Below are 17,216 nucleotides of genomic sequence, written 5' to 3' on the forward strand. Positions count from 1 at the left end.
CGCAAGGAGAGCGTCCAATGCATAATTGGTGGAACTTGCATTACCTGAACTCATGTAGAGGTCTTAGTGAACTTGCAGCAGCTGGAACACCTCCTTGCGGTGCTCGAGACAGGTTCATTCAGCCTGGCCGCTGAAGCGGTGCACCTGACGCAGCCCGCGCTCAGTCGAAGCATTCAAGCGCTTGAATCCGAGCTTGGCGGGCCGCTGATTGATCGCGTTGGCCGGCGCAAGATTCTCACCCCGCTCGGCGATATCGTCGCGGCGCGGGCGCGCCGGGTAAAGCTGGAAACGTCAGAAATCAAGCGCAGCGCAGCCCTGCTGGCTGGGCTGGAGATGGGCTACGTGCGATTGGGCCTCGGGCCGGCGCCCACGTCAGTGCTGGCGGCCCCGCTGATGCAGTACGTTGCCGAGCACTACCCGGGCATCAAGATCAGCATCTCCACCGGGCCTGCTGAGCTTCAACTTCAGAGCCTGCGCGTGCGCACGCTGGATGCGTTGGTCATGCACCGCAGACTGCTGCCGGCCAGTGACGATCTGAGCATTCGCTTGCTGCCCACGATGCGCCTCGGGTTTATTTGCCGCAGAGGGCATCCTGGTTTGGCGGCAGGGCTGCCGACCTTTAGCGTGCTTCGCCAGTACCCGTTGGTCGCCGGAGGGCTCGGCTTGAGCGACGAGGTGGTGCAAAGCCTCAACAGCTATTTCGGCAAATCGGTGCATTTCGAAGAGGCGCTGCGATTCCAATCGGACGAGCTCTTCAGTCTGCTGGAGATGGTGCGAACGACAGATGCCATTTTCTTTGGGACAGTCGAGGCCGCCCGCTTGCTGCTTGATCGCGAGGAGCTCGTGGAGATCCAGTTATCCCGCCCCTTGGGCCTGACTTCTCAGTTCGCATTCATCACACTTGAAGGCATCTCTGAAACGCCAGCGCTGCGGATGGTGCGGGAGCTTTGCACAGACAAGATGCGGGACCGCGCTTCTGAGTTACTGTAGGCCCCACCACCGTGAAGCGCTGTGCAGCCGAAACGTTGGTAGTGCGAACCTCTGCGCATTGAGCGCGTGCTTTCCTGAATGATCTCTTCGGCTCGCGGACTGTGCCCTTTGATGCCGCGAGCGTCTGCCGCCGGCGCGTAGCTAATTCCGCTTAGAGTCGCACAGCGAAACGTCGAGATCTGCTAGTAGACAGGCGTTGCGACGGAAGCGCTCGAAAGACTTGAGACTATTCATCGACGTCGGTCACTTCCTGTGCGCAGTGGATGGGAGAAGCTCACGTTCCATGATTTTCCGCGTGGCAGGATTTTCAAAGTTGTTGCCTGAGTCGTTGATTAAATAGAATCAAGGCTCAGGAACCTTGCACACCTACAGAGGCCGGGCTCACCCGTATCATGGATGCAGCGGCGCAAGGGCGGCCGCATGCGGCATCGCGTGCCTTTTCCCCACCTCCATCCAACACCGAGACAACGACACTGCCGTTGATGGACCTCTCCTGCGAAGCCGTGGCGGCATCGCCGGGCCGCTGCCCGAGACGCCCTTTCAAGCAAGGAGGTTTCGTCATGGGCGCACGCACTCACGAATGGCATCCGTCGGCCGCATATCTCTACGTCCTGACGCTGGACGGGCCAGCGCTGGCTTGGGAGTACCTGCGGCGCAATCCGAACTACCGAGCCGACTATGGCTTGCTCGTGGACGGCAGCCATGCCGAAGCCGACCATGCGGCCCGCTGGGGCCTGCGCCTGCTAGAAGACCCCGCGCGCGATGCGCGCCACGCGCAGCCTGTATGGCTGCCCGACCCTGATGGCCTGCCGCAGCTCCACCCGGACGCGGCGGCGGTGGCGGATGCGCCGGTCTTCGCGCTGTGGCGTACGCCGGGACGCAAGCAACTCGCGCATGACGGCAAGCGCTTGCTGCTGACCGTGTACCGCCCGGAGGGCGCGCTGCGCGCTGCGTTCTCGCCTGAGCTCGAACATGGCACGGCCTACGCCTACGGCTTGATGGCCGGCGGGCGGCTGCGCGAGCGCTGGCGCGCGGCGACCGCCACGATGGAGCGCCTCGATGGCTACTACGGTCGCGACGCTGCGTTGCCGGGCGCCCATGCGCACGCGCATGGCCGGCCCGACCGCATCGCGCTGCTGCACATGCGCAGCCTGCAGGCGCTCGACGGCCTGGGCGCTGGCGCCACACAGCGAGAGATCGCCCAGGCATTGTTTGGCGCAGAGGCGGTGGCAGAGCGGTGGCACGACCTGGGCGAGATGCGCGCCCAAGTGCGCCGGCTCGCGCGTCGCGGCCGGGCGCTCGTGGACGGCGGCTACCGGCGCCTGCTCCAGACTGAACCTTCCCGGGACGGACGTTCCGGCTGACCCCTGAACGTCCGTCCTCAGGACGCCTGCGTTTCCTGAGACTGCTTCCATCCGGCGGCGATTCGCCCGTCGGCGACCAGCAACGACGGAGGCCACTTTCATGAGACACGCTGCGCTGCGGCCACAAGCCGCACCTTCATCGACGCTCCAGCCGGTGTCGACCCACCCGACCACGGCGACAACCTCAGCGCAGTCGCGCTATCTCACCAACGACGAGGCGGCGGCCTTTCTCCGGCTTTCGCCGCGCACGCTCGAGAAGCAGCGCGTGATCGGTGGCGGGCCGCGCTTTCGCAAGTTCGGCCGGCGCGTGATGTACGCGCTGTCCGATCTCGAAGCCTGGGCGGACGCCCGCAGCTTCGAGGCGACTTGTGACCCGGAGTACGTGGAGCTGCGCACCGAACGCCTCTCTCTGCGCCGCGACGGCGGGCGTTGACCATCATGGACCCTGCAGCCGATGACGTCCCCGCGCGACCCGCAGCGCGAGCAACTCGAACTGTTCCATGCCTTGCCGGGCGAGATGCCCGCGCGCGACGTGCAGGACCTGATGGCCTACCCGTTCTTCTCGCTCGCCAAGAGCCGGCGCACGGTTCCGATCGACTTCCGCGCGGGGCCGGTGACGGTACGCGTGGAAGGCACGGCCGAACACGGCATCGCGACGATCTGGGATGCCGACATCCTGATCTGGGCCGCCAGCCAGATCGTCGAGGCCCGCGACGCAGGCCTGCGCAGCTCGCGACTGATGGTTGCGACGCCGCACGAGATCCTGCGCTTCGTGGGCCGCGGCACTTCGCTGCGCGACTACCAACGCCTGAAGGCCGCGCTCGACCGCCTGCAGTCCACCAGCGTGGCCACCTCCATCCGCCAGCCCAACGCGCGGCGGCTGCACCGCTTCTCGTGGATCAACGAGTGGAAGGAGCGCGCGGACGGACAGGGCAGGCCGCTGGGCATCGAGTTGATCCTGCCCGACTGGTTCTACGGGGGCGTGATGGACGACAGCCTGGTGCTGACCATCGACGCGAACTACTTCCGTCTGTCCGGCGGCATCGAGCGGTGGCTGTACCGGCTGGTGCGCAAGCATGCAGGCTGGCAGCCGGAGGGCTGGCGCTTCGACTTCATGCACCTGCACCGCAAGTCAGGCAGTCTGGCCCGCTTCGCGGACTTCGCATGCGACCTGCGGCGCATCGTCGCGCGCCAGCCGCTGCCAGGCTATGGGCTCGCCATCCTGCGCTCGCGCCGTGGCCCGGAAGTGCTGGCCTTCCGTCCCGTGCCGTCTACGGCACCGCTGCGCCCCGGCGGCAGCTTCGGCAACGGTGCATCGCCTGTGGACAGCCAGTGAGCGGGCTCGTGCTATCAGGCGTGCGCGCACTCGTGCTATCGGGCGCAGCGCGCTCGTGCTATCAGGCGTGCCGATCGTCGAGAAATCCTTGTGCGACAACTGCTTGCGCGTCCCCTAACGTATCTAACGTATTCAATAGAAACCTAACGATAGAAGGAGGCCGCGCGCTGTGGAAAAGCCGCGGCGACGCAAGGCACGCAGCCGGCACGCATCGCGCGAAGGACGCCGCACGGCTCGCAAGGAAGAAGGCACAAGGCAGGCCCGCCAATACGCTTGCGAGGAGCGCGCCGTGATCATCGCGCTGCTCAACCAGAAGGGCGGGGTCGGCAAGACAACGCTCGCCACGCATCTGGCCGGCGAACTGGCCCTGCTTGGCAAGAACGTTCTGTTGCTCGATGCCGATCCCCAGGGCTCGGCTCTGGACTGGACGCAGCGGCGCAGCCAGAGCGGCCTGCCGCGCCTGTTCGGCGCCGTCGGCCTGGCGCGCGAGACGCTGCACCAGGAAGCGCCAGAACTCGCGCGCCGCGCCGATCACGTCGTCATCGACGGTCCGCCTCGCATCGCGGCGCTGGCGCGCTCCGCGCTGCTCGCCGCCGACCTTGTGCTGATCCCGGTGCAGCCCAGTCCTTACGACGTGTGGGCCAGCGCGGAGATGGTCTCGCTGATCCGCGAAGCGCAGGTGTTCCGGCCGGCGCTCCGCGCGGCCTTCGTCATCAACCGGCGCGTCAGCACCACCGTGATCGGCCGCGAAGCGCGTGGCGCGCTTGCCGACCAGCCGCTGCCCGCGCTATCGTCTGAGGTGCGCCAGCGCATCGCGTTCGCCGACAGTGTGACCGCTGGTCGGCTCGTGCGCGAGCTGGACGACGATGGTCCGGCCGCGCGCGAGATCGCCGCGCTGGCAGCCGAAGTGCTGCGGAGCGGTCCGCCATGAAGAACGGCAAGCGCGTGCAGCGCGTACCTATTGGCGCACGGCCGCCGACCAACCCGCAGGCCGAAGCCTGGGTGCGTGTCGGTGAAGCCAACGATCTCGACGCACTCGCGCGTGGCAAAGTCTACACCGCCCGCCTGACGCTGGACGTGACGCCTGCGCTGCGCGGGCGCATCAAGGTCGCTGCGTTCACGCGCGGCATCACGGTGGCCGACATGCTGCGCGCGCTGCTGGCGCGCGAATTCCCGGAGCAACGGCCATGAACGCGTCGCCATCGACTAATCGCCCGCCCGAAGCCTCGCCGGCGATCGTGCCATCGGGCGTGTCTGTGGACACGCCGATGGACTCGCCGCTGCGCCTGTCTGTGACATTGGCCGCTGACGTGGGGGATCCGCCGCTCACCCGCGTCTCACTCGCCTACGTCGAACATCGGATCAACCTGTACCTGCGCTTCGGCCAGCCGCTGCGTGAACTGCGTCTGGACCGCTGGCGGCGCTGTGCGAGCTTCGCGCCCGGCGCGGTCTTCTGCCGTGTGCGCTGGGAATCCAACGACTACGGCACGACGCGCTGGCAGGTCATCGTGCTGCAGGCCCGCACACCGGGCGAGCGCATGCAGCGCATCGCCGGCGTTCGTCCCGGCGCGCAACTGTTACTGTGCGCCGAAGGCGAAGCGAGCGTGCAGGCGGTGCTGCAACAAATCGACGCCATCGAAGCGCTCGCCATCGACCCGACGCAGGCTGCGCCCGCGTATTGGCTCACGCTTGGCAACCGCCTCGCGGCACACAAACCGCTGCCGGCCTATGGCGCCGAGCGGCATGCGGCCTGGTTGCGCGGGGAGGACTTGCGGTGAGCCCGCGCGCGCCTCGCCTGATGCTCGCGCTGTGTGCAGCCCTCGGCATCGCTGCGCTCGCCGCACCGGCGCTGCTCGCACCCGCTGCGCGCTGGGTCTACAACTCCAGCGACAGCGTGCCGCGCGGCTGGTATCGCATCGACCCGGCGGGAACGATGGCCGATGCGCTGCGCGTCGGCGACATCGTGCTGGCCCGCCTGCCGGGCGAGGTAGCCGCGCTCGCGGCGCAGCGCGGCTACCTGCCCGAGCGCATTCCGCTGCTCAAGCGCATCGGCGCGACGGCGCCGCAACGGGTGTGCATGGCGCAGCGCACCGTCTACGTCGATGACGTGCCGGTGGCGCTCGCGCGCGAGGCCGATGGCCTGGGCCGTGGCCTGCCGCTGTGGTTGCACTGCCGCACGCTGCGCGCCGGCGAGCTGTTCCTGCTCAGCACGACGTACCCGGCATCATTCGACAGCCGGTATTTCGGTCCCATCGACGCGGCGTCCGTGCTCGGCCGCGCGCAGCCGATGTGGATTTGGGGCGCGCCATGACTGCCGCCATCCGTGCATCGACGCTGCCGATCCAAGTGCAGGCGGCATGCACGCGTCTTGCCGCGCCGCCTGCGGCTCGCGCGCCTCGTCCGTGCAGGCGATCGCCGCCCGGCCGTTGGGGTCGGTCCCACCAGCGATCGGCAGGAATCGGGAGACGGGCGGAGGGCAAGATAGAAGGGGGCGGCACGCTCGGGTGCTTCTGGCCTTGTCTGCACGGGGGGTGCGGCGGCACGGCCTTCGGCCGGCCAGGTGCCGCAAGCGGCGGGAAGTGCGCGCCAGCGCTGGTGTTCCCACGTGCTGCCTGCGCTGCAATGCGCCTCGCTGCCACGGAGCCTGCGCGATGACATTGAGCGACGACAACCGCTTCCGGGTCCGTCCGGGGCCGCCGAAGGGGCGCCAGCCCAATAGTGGCCAGCGCTTCGTCAACCGCGTGTTGCGCGGGGCGAACAAGGCCGGCGCGAAGCCTTCGACCAAGCCGTCGCGCGGCGGCGCGCGCAGTGCCGCCAAGCTCGGACGCGGCCACGTCGCGGCGCAGACCGCCGGCCGGAAGCTCGGTCCCGGCGCGCGCCGCGTCGTCATTAAGGCCCGGTATGTGGTGCTCAAACAGGCCGGCGCTCGTTCTATGGAAGCGCACCTGCGCTACGTTGAGCGCGAGGGCGTAGACCGCGACGGCGGCAAGGGCCACTCGTATGGCCGGACGACCGACCACGCGGACCTGGCCGAGTTCGAGGAACGCGGCCGGGGCGACCGTCACCAATTCCGCTTCATCGTCTCGCCGGAGGACGCGCAGCAGCTCGAAGACTTGCGCGGCTACACGCGCCACCTGATGACGCGCATGGAGGGCGACCTGGGCTCATCCCTCGACTGGGTGGCCGTCGATCACTGGAACACCGACAACCCGCACACGCATGTCGTTCTGCGCGGGCGCGACCAGACCGGCCACGACCTCATCATCGCGCGCGACTACATCGCCCACGGCATGCGGCTGCGCGCCAGCGAGCTGGCGACCGAATGGCTCGGGCCGCGCACCGAGCGCGAGATTCGCGAGGGCCTGCTGCGCGAGGTGGACCAGGAGCGCTGGACCAGCCTGGACCGCGCCCTGCAGCAGCACGCGCAGCACTGGCGCGACGGCGTGGTGGAGCTGGTGGCTGGCGACGCCACCCGCCAGCCGCGCACGCTGCTGATCGGCCGCCTGCAGCGGCTCACGGCAATGGGCCTGGCCGAACCAGACGGCATCAACCGTTGGCGGCTGCGGCCGAACATCGAGCCCACGCTGTGCGCCATGGGCGAGCGCGGCGACATCGTGCGGACCATGCAGCGGGCGCTCGGCTCGCAGCAGCGCGAGATGGCGGTGTTCGCGCCGGGCGAGGCCGCACAGCCGGTGGTGGGCCGGGTGGTCGGCAAGGGCCTGGTCGATGAGTTGCAGGAGCGCAGCTACCTGGTGCTCGATGGCATTGATGGCCGGGCGCATTACGTCGCGCTGCCGGCCGGCACGGAACTCGGACAGTTCCCCGTCGGCGCCGTCGTTGAAGCGCGCGGCGCGACCGCGGAGCGTGCGGTGGACAAGACCATCTCGGGGCTCGTCGAAGGTGACCTGTACCGCACCGCGCAGCATTTGGCCGTGCTGTGCGCTCAGCCGAGGCGCGGCAGCGATCCGCAGGAGATCGTGGCAGCGCACGTGCGGCGGCTCGAAGCACTGCGCCGCGTCGGCCTGGTTGAGCGCGTGGCCAACGGCATCTGGCGCGTACCGACTGACCTGCCTGAGCGGGCGCGACAGCACGACGCGCAGCGCCTGGCCGGTGGACGCGTGACGCTGCAGTCGCATCTGCCGATCGAACGGCAGACACGGGTGATCGGTGCGACTTGGCTGGACCGGCAGTTAATCGGAGACGCGGTTCGGGTTGTCAACAAGGGCTTCGGCGGCGAGTTGCGAGAGGCGCTGCGGCAGCGCTCCGACTTCCTGATCGAACAGGGTCTGGCCGAGCGTCGCGGCTCGCGCATGGTGCTCGCGCGAAACTTTTTGGGGACCTTGCGCCAGCGCGACCTTGAAGCGGTTGCGCGCCGAATCGCTGGCGAAACGAAACTACGGTACCGGCCAGCAGTGGACGGCGAGCGGGTGTCCGGCGTCTATCGCCGCAACCTGCTGCTAGCCAGCGGACGCTTCGCGATGCTCGACGACGGCCTTGGCTTCACCCTTGTGCCATGGAAGCAGGTGATCGAGCAGCGCCTAGGGCAGCAGATGAGTGCCATAGCACGAGGTGGGAGCGCGACGTGGGAACTCGGGAACAAGCGAGGCATGGGCCTCTATTGAGGTGATTCAGAACAGTAGTGGGCGGTCATGGCTCTGTGCCACCCGCGATCCTCGTCTGGTGCGCGCAGCCACTTGGATACCGTGTTGCGCGACAGCCCTGTCAGGCGCGCGATCTCGCGCTCTGACAGCTTGTCCCTCACGTGCAGCCGTCGGATCCTGCCAATCATGTCCATGGTGATCACTCCTCGAACCCCACTGCTTAAATAAACAGCAGGGTAGGTTGAACACCTGGCTCATTTTTACTTCGGCACTACCCAAAAAAAAGGGGATACGGCTAAAAACTTGGACTGTTTATGCCATGAGCCCCAAGCTTCGTCGGTTGTCAAGAGGGCTGCGCGCGCCCAAGGACATCTTGATGCGCTTCTCGTTGTACCAGCGGATGTAAGAGTCCAAGGCCTGCGTGAACTGCTCAACGATCGTCTACTGCCAGTTTCCAGGATAGAACCATTCGGTCTTCAATCGACCGAAGAAGCCCTCGCAGGCCGCATTGTCGGGCGAACAGCCTTTGCGGGACATCGAACGCGTCAGCTCGGCATCCGCGATGCGTGCAGCCATCCCGGCCATCGATAGTGGGCACCGCGATCCGAATGCACAACAGGCCGGTTGCTGCTGATGTCGATCGTCTCGATCGCGGCATCCAGCATCGTGTTCACGAGTTGCGCGTCCGGGCGCATGCCGATCGTCCAACTGACCACCTTGCCATCGAAGCAGTCGATCGCAAGCGACAAATACACCTTGCCTGCCGGAATGTGGAACTCCGAGATGTCGGTGAGCCATTTCTCGTTGGGAGCACCAGCGGTGAAGTCGCGGTTGACGAGGTTTTCTGGCGCTGGACTGATCTCTCCCAGATAGGAGCCATACCGACGCCGCTTGGGCGTCGCGGCGACCAAGCGCTCCTGCTTCATCAAGCGCAGCACCACCTTCTCACAAATGTGCACGCACTGGCTGCTCAGTGAGGCCCGCATGCGGCGATAGCCATAGCAGCGGTGATTGCGCTCGAAGATGTCCGCCATGGTGCCGCGCACCTGGGCGTACTTATCTGCGACTTGCGCCTGGGCGCGATGATAGAAGTACGAGCTTCTTGCCAGGCCCAGCGTTTCAAGGAGCTCGAGCACCGGGTAGGTCTGTTTCAGGGCATCAACCAGCTGTGCCTTTTCCCGATTGCTCAGGCTTTTCAGGTCGATGCCCCCGTCTTTTTTTATGAGTTCATTCGCCTTGTTCAGGAGGTCGTTCTCCAGCTGCAGGCGGTGCAAGTCGCGTCGGAGTGCGTCGACCTGTCGCTGCAGTTCTTCGCGCTCATCTGGCTGGGGCGGTTCGCGCTTGCTTGTCATGGATGCGGGTATCTCGGGGCCGAGTAGCTGATTCTTCCAGTTGTACAGCGTCGGCCTGCAAACGCCCAGTCTTTGTGCGACCGCTTGTGCGCTTTCTTCTCGGGTGCACAGGGCGATCACTGCAGCCTGCTTCAGCTCGGGCGGGCGTGGTGACGTGTCAGGTCGGGCCACGCCCGGCGAGCACAACTGAGGATGCACCGCCTGAATCCAGGCCCGCAGAGAGTCACGCGACGGATAGCCCAGCGTCTTGGTGGTTGCCGCAATGCAGCGCCCGTGCGTGAGGTAATGCTCGATGGCCAGCGTCTGCTGCGCCGGTGAGTATTTGGGCTTTGTGCGCGCATAGCCGCGCGGTAGGTCCGAGCCCTTCTCGTACGCCCGGTGCCAGTTCTTGAGAGCGTTCTCTGTTGGATAGCCCAAATGGTGAATGGTCTCGGCGACCCGCTTGCCGAGTTTGATATAGAGCTCGACTGCTCGGATTCGATCTTCGTAGGAATACATGAACTACTTTCAGGTAGTCCAAGTCTTTGTCCGCATCCCCACTGGCGCATGTGGACCAGAAGGCTAAATCCAGCGTCACCGAACAGCTGTTAGATGTGCCTTGGATCGCGGAGACCCAGGTCCTGGTGTGCATTGCCGTGCCGTGCGGCGCGAGAGAACTGGACGCGATGCCGCAGCTCCGCGGGATCGTTTCTCCATCTTGGCTATGATTGGATCGACGTGCCGGAGGCGAGCCTTCGCGGCATTCCAGTGGTCAATGGCGAGGTTCCCGAAAACCGGGAAAGCATGGCCGAAGCAACCATCATGCTGCTGCTGCTGCTGCTGCTGCTGCTGGTGCTGCTCTATCGGCTGCGCGAAACTGAGGCGCAGATGCGGGGCGCTTTGGCAAGCGCAATGCCTCCCCGCAGCATGCTCAAGGCGCGCAAGGTCGGCATCGTGGGTTCCGGCGGAATCGCGCGGCAGATTGTGCACCGGCTCGCGGCCTGGGAGGTCGACCTGCAGATGCATACGCGTGCGGAATCGGCGGACCTGGCGGGAGTGCGACAGGTCGGCCTCCACGAGCTGCTCGCAACCAGTGACGTCGTCGTCCTGATGACCAGCCTGGACGCCGGCACGCGCCGCCTGCTGAACGCGGAGACTATCCGCAGGCTCAAGCCCGGTGTCATCCTAATCAACGCAGCCCGGGGCGGCCTGATTGAGGAGGTTGACCTCGTCGATGCGTTGAAGTCTGGGCACATCGCAGCGGCAGCGCTCGATGTGTTCCAGGTGGAACCGCTGCCGGCCTCGCATCCGTTGCGCGAACTATCGAACGTTATCCTCACCCAGCATACGGTGGGGCACACACAGGAGATGGGAGTCGCGATCCCGCGCACCACCGTGAGCAACGCGCTGAAGCTGCTGGGCGGCGAGCTTCCCGATAGCTGTCGCAACCGCGAGGTGGCCGAGCGCTGGCACCGCGTCTAGGGATCTCGGCGCGCTTCCGAGGTCCGGCATTGCCCGTGGGCGGGCATCATGGTGGGGGCAAAGGGGCGACGTCCACCATCGGGACCATCGCCATTCGAAGGTCCGCGCAGGCCCGGCGAATCTCCCGCAGAGGGCGGTACTCCTCGCTCTCCTGCCAAGCCAAGAAAGCTTTCGCAGAGGGCCATTCCTGGATCATCAACGGAGCGAACGAGTGCTCTCCGGCTACTGGCGCGCTGCCGCGCGCCGCCACACGTCCGCCCCAGCGCGTGATCTGCTCGCGTGCACCCGCCTGGTAGGCCTTGAAATGCTCCGGATCCGAGATGGATCGAACTTCCACCACTACCATCACCGCCCCATCTGCCATGGCACTTCTCCAGGTTTATTCTTCCGTGGAAGAATAGCCTGTCGACGCGCTGGGCGCAAGCTAGTTTTCGTCTTCCCTCGACTCGATGGGGCGGAGCGCTTGCGCCAGGGTTGCAACCTCCAGGATCTGCTCCAGGCAATGCAGGGTGGTGTCCACCTGCCCTGGATCCATGGAGCCAAACGTGGGTGCCACACCGGCCAGGGAAGTTGCGATGGCGTCCTGTGCGTAGTCGGCAGCGCGCAATCCCTTCGGCGTGAGTGCGATCAACTGCCGGCGCTTGCCCGTTCGCGCCAGTACTCGGTGGACGTAGCCCGTGGCCACCAGTCGCTCCACCTGCTTGGTCACAGCGCCTGAACTCACCAGCAGTGACTGGAAGAGGTCGGTTGGCCGGAGGGCATACGGCTCGCCGGCGCGACGCAGCGCCATCAGGATGCGCAGGTCCCCGGAGCCGATGTTGAATTTCGCATGAGCCAGGGCGCGGAACTCTGCCTCGAGGATCTGGGCCAACTGCATGATCGCCGAGACCAGGCGAAACGCTGTCAGGTCCAGGTCTGGCCGCTCCTTGTGCCATTGCTCGACCAAGCCCGAGACGGAGCGGTCGCTGTCTTCACTACCCATCCCTGGACCTCCCACATGTACATGCCGCCAGTGTACGGCACGGACTGCGGGAAAGCGCCCTTGACAAGCCGCTCCGCGGTCCGTATCTTCCGTGGAAAATTAGTTTTCTTCCTAGGAAGATTTAACGCTCGCCGGAGTGTTCCGGCACAAGGAGACCACGATGCTTTCCCGCAAGGACAACGAGACGATGTGCCGGGTCGGTCCCGGCACCCCCATGGGCGACGCCCTGCGCCGCTACTGGGTCCCCGTGCTTTCTTCCTACCAACTGCCGCCAGCCCCGGGCGGCGATCCGGTGAAGGTGGAGGTGTTCGGGGAGCGCTACGTCGCGTTTCGTGACGGCACAGGCAAGGTCGGCCTGCTCGATGAGAACTGTCCGCACCGGTCGGCCTCCCTCGCGCTCGGACGCGTCGAGGCCGACGGCATCCGCTGCCTCTTCCATGGCTGGAAGTTCTCGGTGAGCGGTACTGTCGTCGAGACGCCCACAGTGTCGGACCCACGCTTTTGCTCACGCTTCAAGGCGCGCGCCTTCCCCGTGCGCGAAGCAGGCGGGATGATCTGGGCCTACCTTGGTCCTGCGGAACTGGAGCCGGAGTTTCCGCACTGGCACTATTTCGACCAGCCGCCGGAGCGCCTGCTCACGGTCACCTTCGTCGTGCCCTGCAACTTCGTGCAGGTCCAGGAGGCGCTGCTGGATTCAGCGCACCTCACGGTCTTGCACCAGGACGCGTTCAAGCGCAAGTCCGACATCGACTTCGCCGCCACTGTCAGCACCGTGACTGCCGCCGCGGACCCGAAGATCGAGGTGGAAGACACGTCCTTCGGATTCCACTACGTCGCCATGCGACCGGCGCCCGGAGGGCCGGAGGCAGGCACCGTGGCGCGCGTTACCAGTTACGTGGCGCCCTTTCACGTACTGAACGCCAACGGTGACTTCGTCGGCATGATCGTGCCCATCGACGACCACCGAACACTGCACCACTTCGTCTGGTGGAGCGGCGAGAAGAACATCGCCCACGAGCCACACCGGGGTGAGCAACTGCGCTTTGTCGGTCTGGACGAGGACACACAGCACAAGGCCGGATTGCACTATGACACCTGGCACCTTCCCGGCAAGCCGAACCGCCTGAACAACTTCCTACAGGACCGCGACGCAATGCGCAACGGTGCCTACTCGGGTTTGCCGATCTTCTTCCCCGAGGATTCGGCCATGCTGGTCTCCGCCGGCGAGATCCGGGACCGGAGCAAGGAGATGCTCTCGCCCGGCGACGTGGCCATCGTGAGGCTGTACAAGACCTTGCTCGGCGTGGCCCGGCAGGTACAGGAAGGGCGCGAGCCGGTCGGGCTGCGCATTGACCCCCGGCGCATTCACGGGCGCAACGGCGTGATCAAGGACGGTCAGCCCTGGCAGTCGCTCGTTCCGGAGCACCAGCGTGTGCACGCCGGCCAGGCCGCGACGGAGGCATGATGAGTGCAGCCATGCCGGCCGCGGGTTCGCAGCCTCAGCCTCCCGTTGTCACCGCCATCGCTGGTAAGGCGGCGGCTGCAGACGAAATGGTGATACCGCTGGCGCGGATCATTTCGCCAACCGAGTTCGATCGCGAGCGACGAGAGATTTTCGGCAAGTCCTGGCTGCCAGCCGGCCATGTGGAGGATGTCCCGTCGCCCGGCAACTTCATCGTGCGAGAGTTCCATGTGCCCCGCGCGTCCGTGATCGTCGTGCATGGGAGTGATGGGGTCATCCGCGCCTTCCACAACATCTGCCGCCATCGGGGCAATCGCCTGGCGCCGGCGGGCGCGCAAGGCACTGGCCGAGGCTTTGCCTGTAGTTTTCATGGCTGGAGTTGGGACACGACGGGAGCGTTGCGCGGAGTGACCGATGCGGGACAGTTCCCTTGCCTGGAAAAAGGCGCATTGGGCTTGCTCCCGGTTCACTGTCAGACCTGGAACGGCCTCGTCTTTCTGAACTTCGACGACGAGCCGCAGGAGTCCCTGCATACCTGGATGGATGAACTCGCGGACGGGTATGAAGACTACTTCCAGTTGCAGCACAAGCTGTCCAGCCACAGCTTCGAGATCGAGGCGAACTGGAACCTGGGCGTGAATGCCTTCACCGAGGGGTATCACACGCTCTACATCCACCGAAACACCGCGGGGGACTACCAAGGCGGCGCTTCGAATCCGCAGCGGCACCGCCCCTTCATGCAGTTCATGAAGCGACACACCCGCTATTCCGCACCCGCCAACCCTGGCCATGTCCTCGCCCCGGCGGAGGAACTGGCATGGCGTTACGGGCGCCGGCTGCTGCCTGCCGCCTGCTTCCAGAACGACACTTTGCCGCCGGCGGTGAACCCCTCGCGCGCCGAGCACTGGCTGTTCGACGTGATCGAGGTGTTCCCCAACATGGTCATGCTGTTGGGGCAGCACTATCGCATCGAACTCACCTTCCAGCCGGTGAGCGCGAGCCGCACCATCGTGACGAACGAGACCTTCGTCTACGAACCGCGCAACCTCGCCGAGCGGGCCAGCCAGGAGCTGTTCCGCCAACGCGAGCGCGAGGTCGTCCGGGAGGACCTGAGCTTGCTGGAAGCGCAGCAGGAAGCGCTTGCCACCGGCGCTATGGAAAACGTGATCCTGTCCCGGCAGGAGATGGCGCTGGCCCATCACTTCCGGGTCCGCAAGGCGATGCTGGAGACCCAGACGTGAACGACCTCGACGAGCTGCCGCAAGGCTTCGATGACTTGCAGGAACTGGTGCCCGATTGGGCCTTGCCGACGGAGCCGGCTCGCTACGCCAAGCGACTTGCCACGCCGCTTCCGCAACTTCGGAAGTTCTATGACGCGATCTACCCGCGGATGGACGCCGTGCTCCAGCACCTCGCCGGCGTGCCGGGCGCCGATGCGCGATCAGCCGACGCCAGCGACCGGAACCTGTTCTTCCTCGCGCTGGCTTGGTTCGAGGCTTCGCATCCGGTCGAACTGCGCTGGAAAAGCCAGGACCTGGACGACGCCTTCCCGGCGAATCGTATCGCCTATGTCGGGCCCAGCAACAGGGCCGACTGAGCGGCTGCACAAGGAGAAAGCATGAACGACCAAGTGGATTTCCTTTCGTTGACCCGGCTGGACGGGCGCGGCTGCGTGGTGCTGGGGGCGGGGCAAGGCATTGGCGAACAGGTCACGCACGCGCTGGCCCAAGCAGGCGCACGGGTGCTCTGTGTGGACCGCGACGAGCAGTTGGCCCGCAACATCGCCGACGCGGTGGATGGCGTGCCCTGCGCCGCCGACGTGACGTCGCGGCCGGACATGGAGCGCGTTTTCGCGACAGCCAGGAAGGAATTCGGCCGGGTGCACGCCGTCGTCGACATCATCGGCGTGTCCGGCATCCGCCCGCTGGCGGCTTTCACCGACGAGGCCTGGACGCAGCAGTTCGACATCGTGCTGCGCCATGCCTTCCTCTCCATCCAGATTGCCGGCGAGATGATGGCCGCCGATGGCGGCGGGTCGATCACCGTGGTGGGCTCCATGGGCGGCGACCGGGCAGTACCGAACCAGACGGCCTACGGCTCGGCCAAGGCAGCGCTGCATCACCTGGTGCGGTGTGCCGGAGTCGAATACGCCTCGCGTGGCGTCCGCATCAACGCCGTCGCCCCTGGGTACGTGCGTACGCCGAGGTTGAACCAGCGGCTCGACGACGAGGCCTGGACCGCTATCGCCAAGGTCATTCCCATCGGCCGTGCCGCCACGCCTGCCGAGATCGCGGCCACCCTGCTTTTCCTGTCCTGCGACCTGAGTTCGCACATGACCGGCGTGGTCATGCCGGTCGACGGCGGGGCAAGCGCGATGGGCGCGTTTCCCGACGTCAAGTTCAAGCCCGCGAACACGCCCTGATCGAACAACGCCTTTCAAGTCCGGCTCCAGTGCCGGCCCGACCACCCACCGAGGAGACTACATGACATCGCGCCTCTCACGCCTGTTGGCCGGCCTTGCCGCTTGTGCCGCCCTGCTGGCCGCCCCTATCACCGCTTCCGCCCAGGAGACGATCAAGATCGGCTTCGTGGGGCCGTTTACCGGGCCCTTTGCGGTACCCGGGCAATCCTTCCGCCATGGTGCGGAGGCCTTCATGGCCCTGAACGGCAGCACGGTCGGCGGGCGGAAAGTCGAGATCATCTATCGAGACAGCGCGGGTGCCGACCCCACGCTGGCCAAGCGTCTCGCGGAGGAGCTCGTCGTGAAGGACAAGGTCGCCATGCTGGCCGGCTTCTACCTCAGCCCGGAAGTCGCTGCGACCGCCCTCGTGGCCAATGCCGCCAAGGTACCTCTGTTCATCATCAACGCCGCTACTCCTGCGCTGATGAAGATGTCGCCCTACTTCGTGCGCATGGGCCAGCCGATCAACCTCCCGGCAGAACTGGCTGCAAGTTATGCCCGGCAGTCGGGCAAGTCCAAGGGGTTTGTCGCCGTCGGCGACTACGGCCCTGGCCACATCGTGGAGCAGGCCTTCATTGCCAAGTTCACGGCGGAAGGCGGGCAGATGGTCGGCAACTTGCGCATCCCGCTGAACACCACCGACTTCGCACCTGTCGCTGAACGGATCGCGAACGCCGGCCCAGACGTGCTGCAGGTGTTCATCCCGCCAGGATCGGCGTCGGTGGGCTTCAGCAAGGCGCTGGCTGCGCGCGGCCTGACCCAGAAGGTGCTGATCATCGGCCAGGGCGAAGCAGAAGATGGCGATCTGCCGCTGTTCGACGACTCCATCGTCGGTTTCAAGTCGATCATCTACGTCGATGCGAATGCCAAAGCGGCGGAGAGCACTGCAGTTGCCAACTGGCTGCTGAAGAACGTGGGTCCGAATGCTCGCCCCAGCGTGTTCAACATCGGCGCGTACGACGCCATGCACCTCGCGTACAAGATGATCCGCGACCAGGCGGGCAAACCGTTCAGCGGTGAGGCAGCCGTGAAATCGCTGCCGGGTTATTCCTGGAAGAGTCCGCGGGGTCCGGTCACCATCGATTCCACGCGCGAACTCGTGCAGAACTACTATCTGCGCGAAGTGGTGAAGGGCAGTGACGGCACCAAGCGCAACCGGGTCGTCAAGACGTGGGAGCAAGTCAAGCCTACACCAATGAACTGAGGC

General features: G+C 65.8%; 17 protein-coding genes and 2 pseudogenes. 15 read left to right on the forward strand and 4 right to left on the reverse strand.

Translation table 11 applies throughout. The features are described 5' to 3' along the window. Positions 1 to 66 precede the first annotated feature (66 nt). From ACSFBC_RS25480 to ACSFBC_RS25520, 9 genes are all read left to right on the forward strand, one after another. On the forward strand, positions 67 to 990 hold the full coding sequence (locus ACSFBC_RS25480; RefSeq protein WP_435513119.1) for a LysR family transcriptional regulator: 924 nt from the start codon (positions 67 to 69) through the stop codon (positions 988 to 990). A gap of 560 nt (positions 991 to 1,550) precedes the next feature. Then, positions 1,551 to 2,354, forward strand: a complete 804-nt coding sequence (locus tag ACSFBC_RS25485; RefSeq protein ID WP_435513120.1) for a DNA -binding domain-containing protein — start codon at positions 1,551 to 1,553, stop codon at positions 2,352 to 2,354. A gap of 100 nt (positions 2,355 to 2,454) precedes the next feature. Continuing rightward, a complete protein-coding gene (locus ACSFBC_RS25490) occupies positions 2,455 to 2,787 on the forward strand; it encodes a helix-turn-helix transcriptional regulator (RefSeq protein WP_435513121.1) in 333 nt (110 codons plus the stop codon). A gap of 21 nt (positions 2,788 to 2,808) precedes the next feature. Beyond that, positions 2,809 to 3,690: a replication initiator protein A gene (locus ACSFBC_RS25495; RefSeq protein WP_435513122.1), complete on the forward strand. Its 882-nt coding sequence runs from the start codon at positions 2,809 to 2,811 to the stop codon at positions 3,688 to 3,690. Between the two features lie 289 nt (positions 3,691 to 3,979). Further along, positions 3,980 to 4,621, forward strand: coding sequence for a ParA family partition ATPase (gene parA / locus ACSFBC_RS25500; protein ID WP_435513123.1), 642 nt, complete (start codon positions 3,980 to 3,982; stop codon positions 4,619 to 4,621). Next, positions 4,618 to 4,881 carry a chromosome partitioning protein ParB gene (locus tag ACSFBC_RS25505; protein WP_435513124.1) on the forward strand — a complete coding sequence of 88 codons (264 nt, stop codon included), beginning with the start codon at positions 4,618 to 4,620 and terminating at the stop codon, positions 4,879 to 4,881. Before parA ends, ACSFBC_RS25505 begins: the two co-directional genes overlap by 4 nt. 77 nt (positions 4,882 to 4,958) lie before the next feature. Beyond that, positions 4,959 to 5,468, forward strand: a complete 510-nt coding sequence (locus ACSFBC_RS25510; RefSeq protein ID WP_435513209.1) for a DUF2840 domain-containing protein — start codon at positions 4,959 to 4,961, stop codon at positions 5,466 to 5,468. A 20-nt stretch (positions 5,469 to 5,488) separates the two neighbouring features. Further along, on the forward strand, positions 5,489 to 6,001 hold the full coding sequence (locus ACSFBC_RS25515; RefSeq protein ID WP_435513210.1) for a S26 family signal peptidase: 513 nt from the start codon (positions 5,489 to 5,491) through the stop codon (positions 5,999 to 6,001). Positions 6,002 to 6,341: 340 nt separating this feature from the next. Further along, positions 6,342 to 8,312, forward strand: coding sequence for a DUF3363 domain-containing protein (locus tag ACSFBC_RS25520; protein WP_435513125.1), 1,971 nt, complete (start codon positions 6,342 to 6,344; stop codon positions 8,310 to 8,312). Between the two features lie 65 nt (positions 8,313 to 8,377). On the opposite strand, the pseudogene ACSFBC_RS25525 reads toward ACSFBC_RS25520, so the two are convergent. Both ACSFBC_RS25525 and ACSFBC_RS25530 read right to left on the reverse strand, forming a co-directional pair. Next, positions 8,378 to 8,485, reverse strand: a pseudogene (locus tag ACSFBC_RS25525) (helix-turn-helix domain-containing protein); the annotation flags it as partial. 118 nt (positions 8,486 to 8,603) lie between these two features. Continuing rightward, positions 8,604 to 10,141 (reverse strand): annotated as a pseudogene (locus ACSFBC_RS25530) (IS3 family transposase). A 285-nt stretch (positions 10,142 to 10,426) separates the two neighbouring features. Between ACSFBC_RS25530 and ACSFBC_RS25535 the strand changes: the two are divergent. Next, positions 10,427 to 11,104, forward strand: a complete 678-nt coding sequence (locus ACSFBC_RS25535; RefSeq protein WP_435513126.1) for an NAD(P)-dependent oxidoreductase — start codon at positions 10,427 to 10,429, stop codon at positions 11,102 to 11,104. Between the two features lie 46 nt (positions 11,105 to 11,150). On the opposite strand, the gene ACSFBC_RS25540 is transcribed toward ACSFBC_RS25535, so the two are convergent. Both ACSFBC_RS25540 and ACSFBC_RS25545 read right to left on the reverse strand, forming a co-directional pair. Further along, a complete protein-coding gene (locus tag ACSFBC_RS25540) occupies positions 11,151 to 11,468 on the reverse strand; it encodes a DUF1330 domain-containing protein (RefSeq protein ID WP_435513127.1) in 318 nt (105 codons plus the stop codon). 60 nt (positions 11,469 to 11,528) lie between these two features. After that, positions 11,529 to 12,086 carry a MarR family winged helix-turn-helix transcriptional regulator gene (locus ACSFBC_RS25545; RefSeq protein WP_435513128.1) on the reverse strand — a complete coding sequence of 186 codons (558 nt, stop codon included), beginning with the start codon at positions 12,084 to 12,086 and terminating at the stop codon, positions 11,529 to 11,531. A 160-nt stretch (positions 12,087 to 12,246) separates the two neighbouring features. Between ACSFBC_RS25545 and ACSFBC_RS25550 the strand changes: the two genes are divergently transcribed. The 5 genes from ACSFBC_RS25550 to ACSFBC_RS25570 all read left to right on the forward strand — a co-directional run bounded on the left by ACSFBC_RS25550 (position 12,247) and on the right by ACSFBC_RS25570 (position 17,213). After that, positions 12,247 to 13,551, forward strand: coding sequence for a Rieske 2Fe-2S domain-containing protein (locus ACSFBC_RS25550; protein WP_435513129.1), 1,305 nt, complete (start codon positions 12,247 to 12,249; stop codon positions 13,549 to 13,551). Next, a complete protein-coding gene (locus ACSFBC_RS25555) occupies positions 13,551 to 14,789 on the forward strand; it encodes an aromatic ring-hydroxylating oxygenase subunit alpha (RefSeq protein ID WP_435513130.1) in 1,239 nt (412 codons plus the stop codon). The genes ACSFBC_RS25550 and ACSFBC_RS25555 overlap by 1 nt, the downstream gene beginning before the upstream one ends. After that, complete coding sequence (locus ACSFBC_RS25560) at positions 14,786 to 15,145, forward strand: hypothetical protein (protein ID WP_435513131.1); 360 nt, start codon at positions 14,786 to 14,788, stop codon at positions 15,143 to 15,145. The genes ACSFBC_RS25555 and ACSFBC_RS25560 overlap by 4 nt, the downstream gene beginning before the upstream one ends. Before the next feature lie 21 nt (positions 15,146 to 15,166). Beyond that, a complete protein-coding gene (locus tag ACSFBC_RS25565) occupies positions 15,167 to 15,970 on the forward strand; it encodes an SDR family NAD(P)-dependent oxidoreductase (RefSeq protein WP_435513132.1) in 804 nt (267 codons plus the stop codon). Between the two features lie 61 nt (positions 15,971 to 16,031). Then, positions 16,032 to 17,213 (forward strand): ABC transporter substrate-binding protein, encoded by a 1,182-nt coding sequence (locus ACSFBC_RS25570; RefSeq protein WP_435513133.1) that lies wholly within the window; start codon positions 16,032 to 16,034, stop codon positions 17,211 to 17,213. Positions 17,214 to 17,216 lie beyond the last annotated feature (3 nt).

It is taken from the genome of Variovorax frigidus (genome assembly GCF_051216515.1).
Taxonomy (GTDB): Bacteria; Pseudomonadota; Gammaproteobacteria; order Burkholderiales; family Burkholderiaceae_C; genus Variovorax.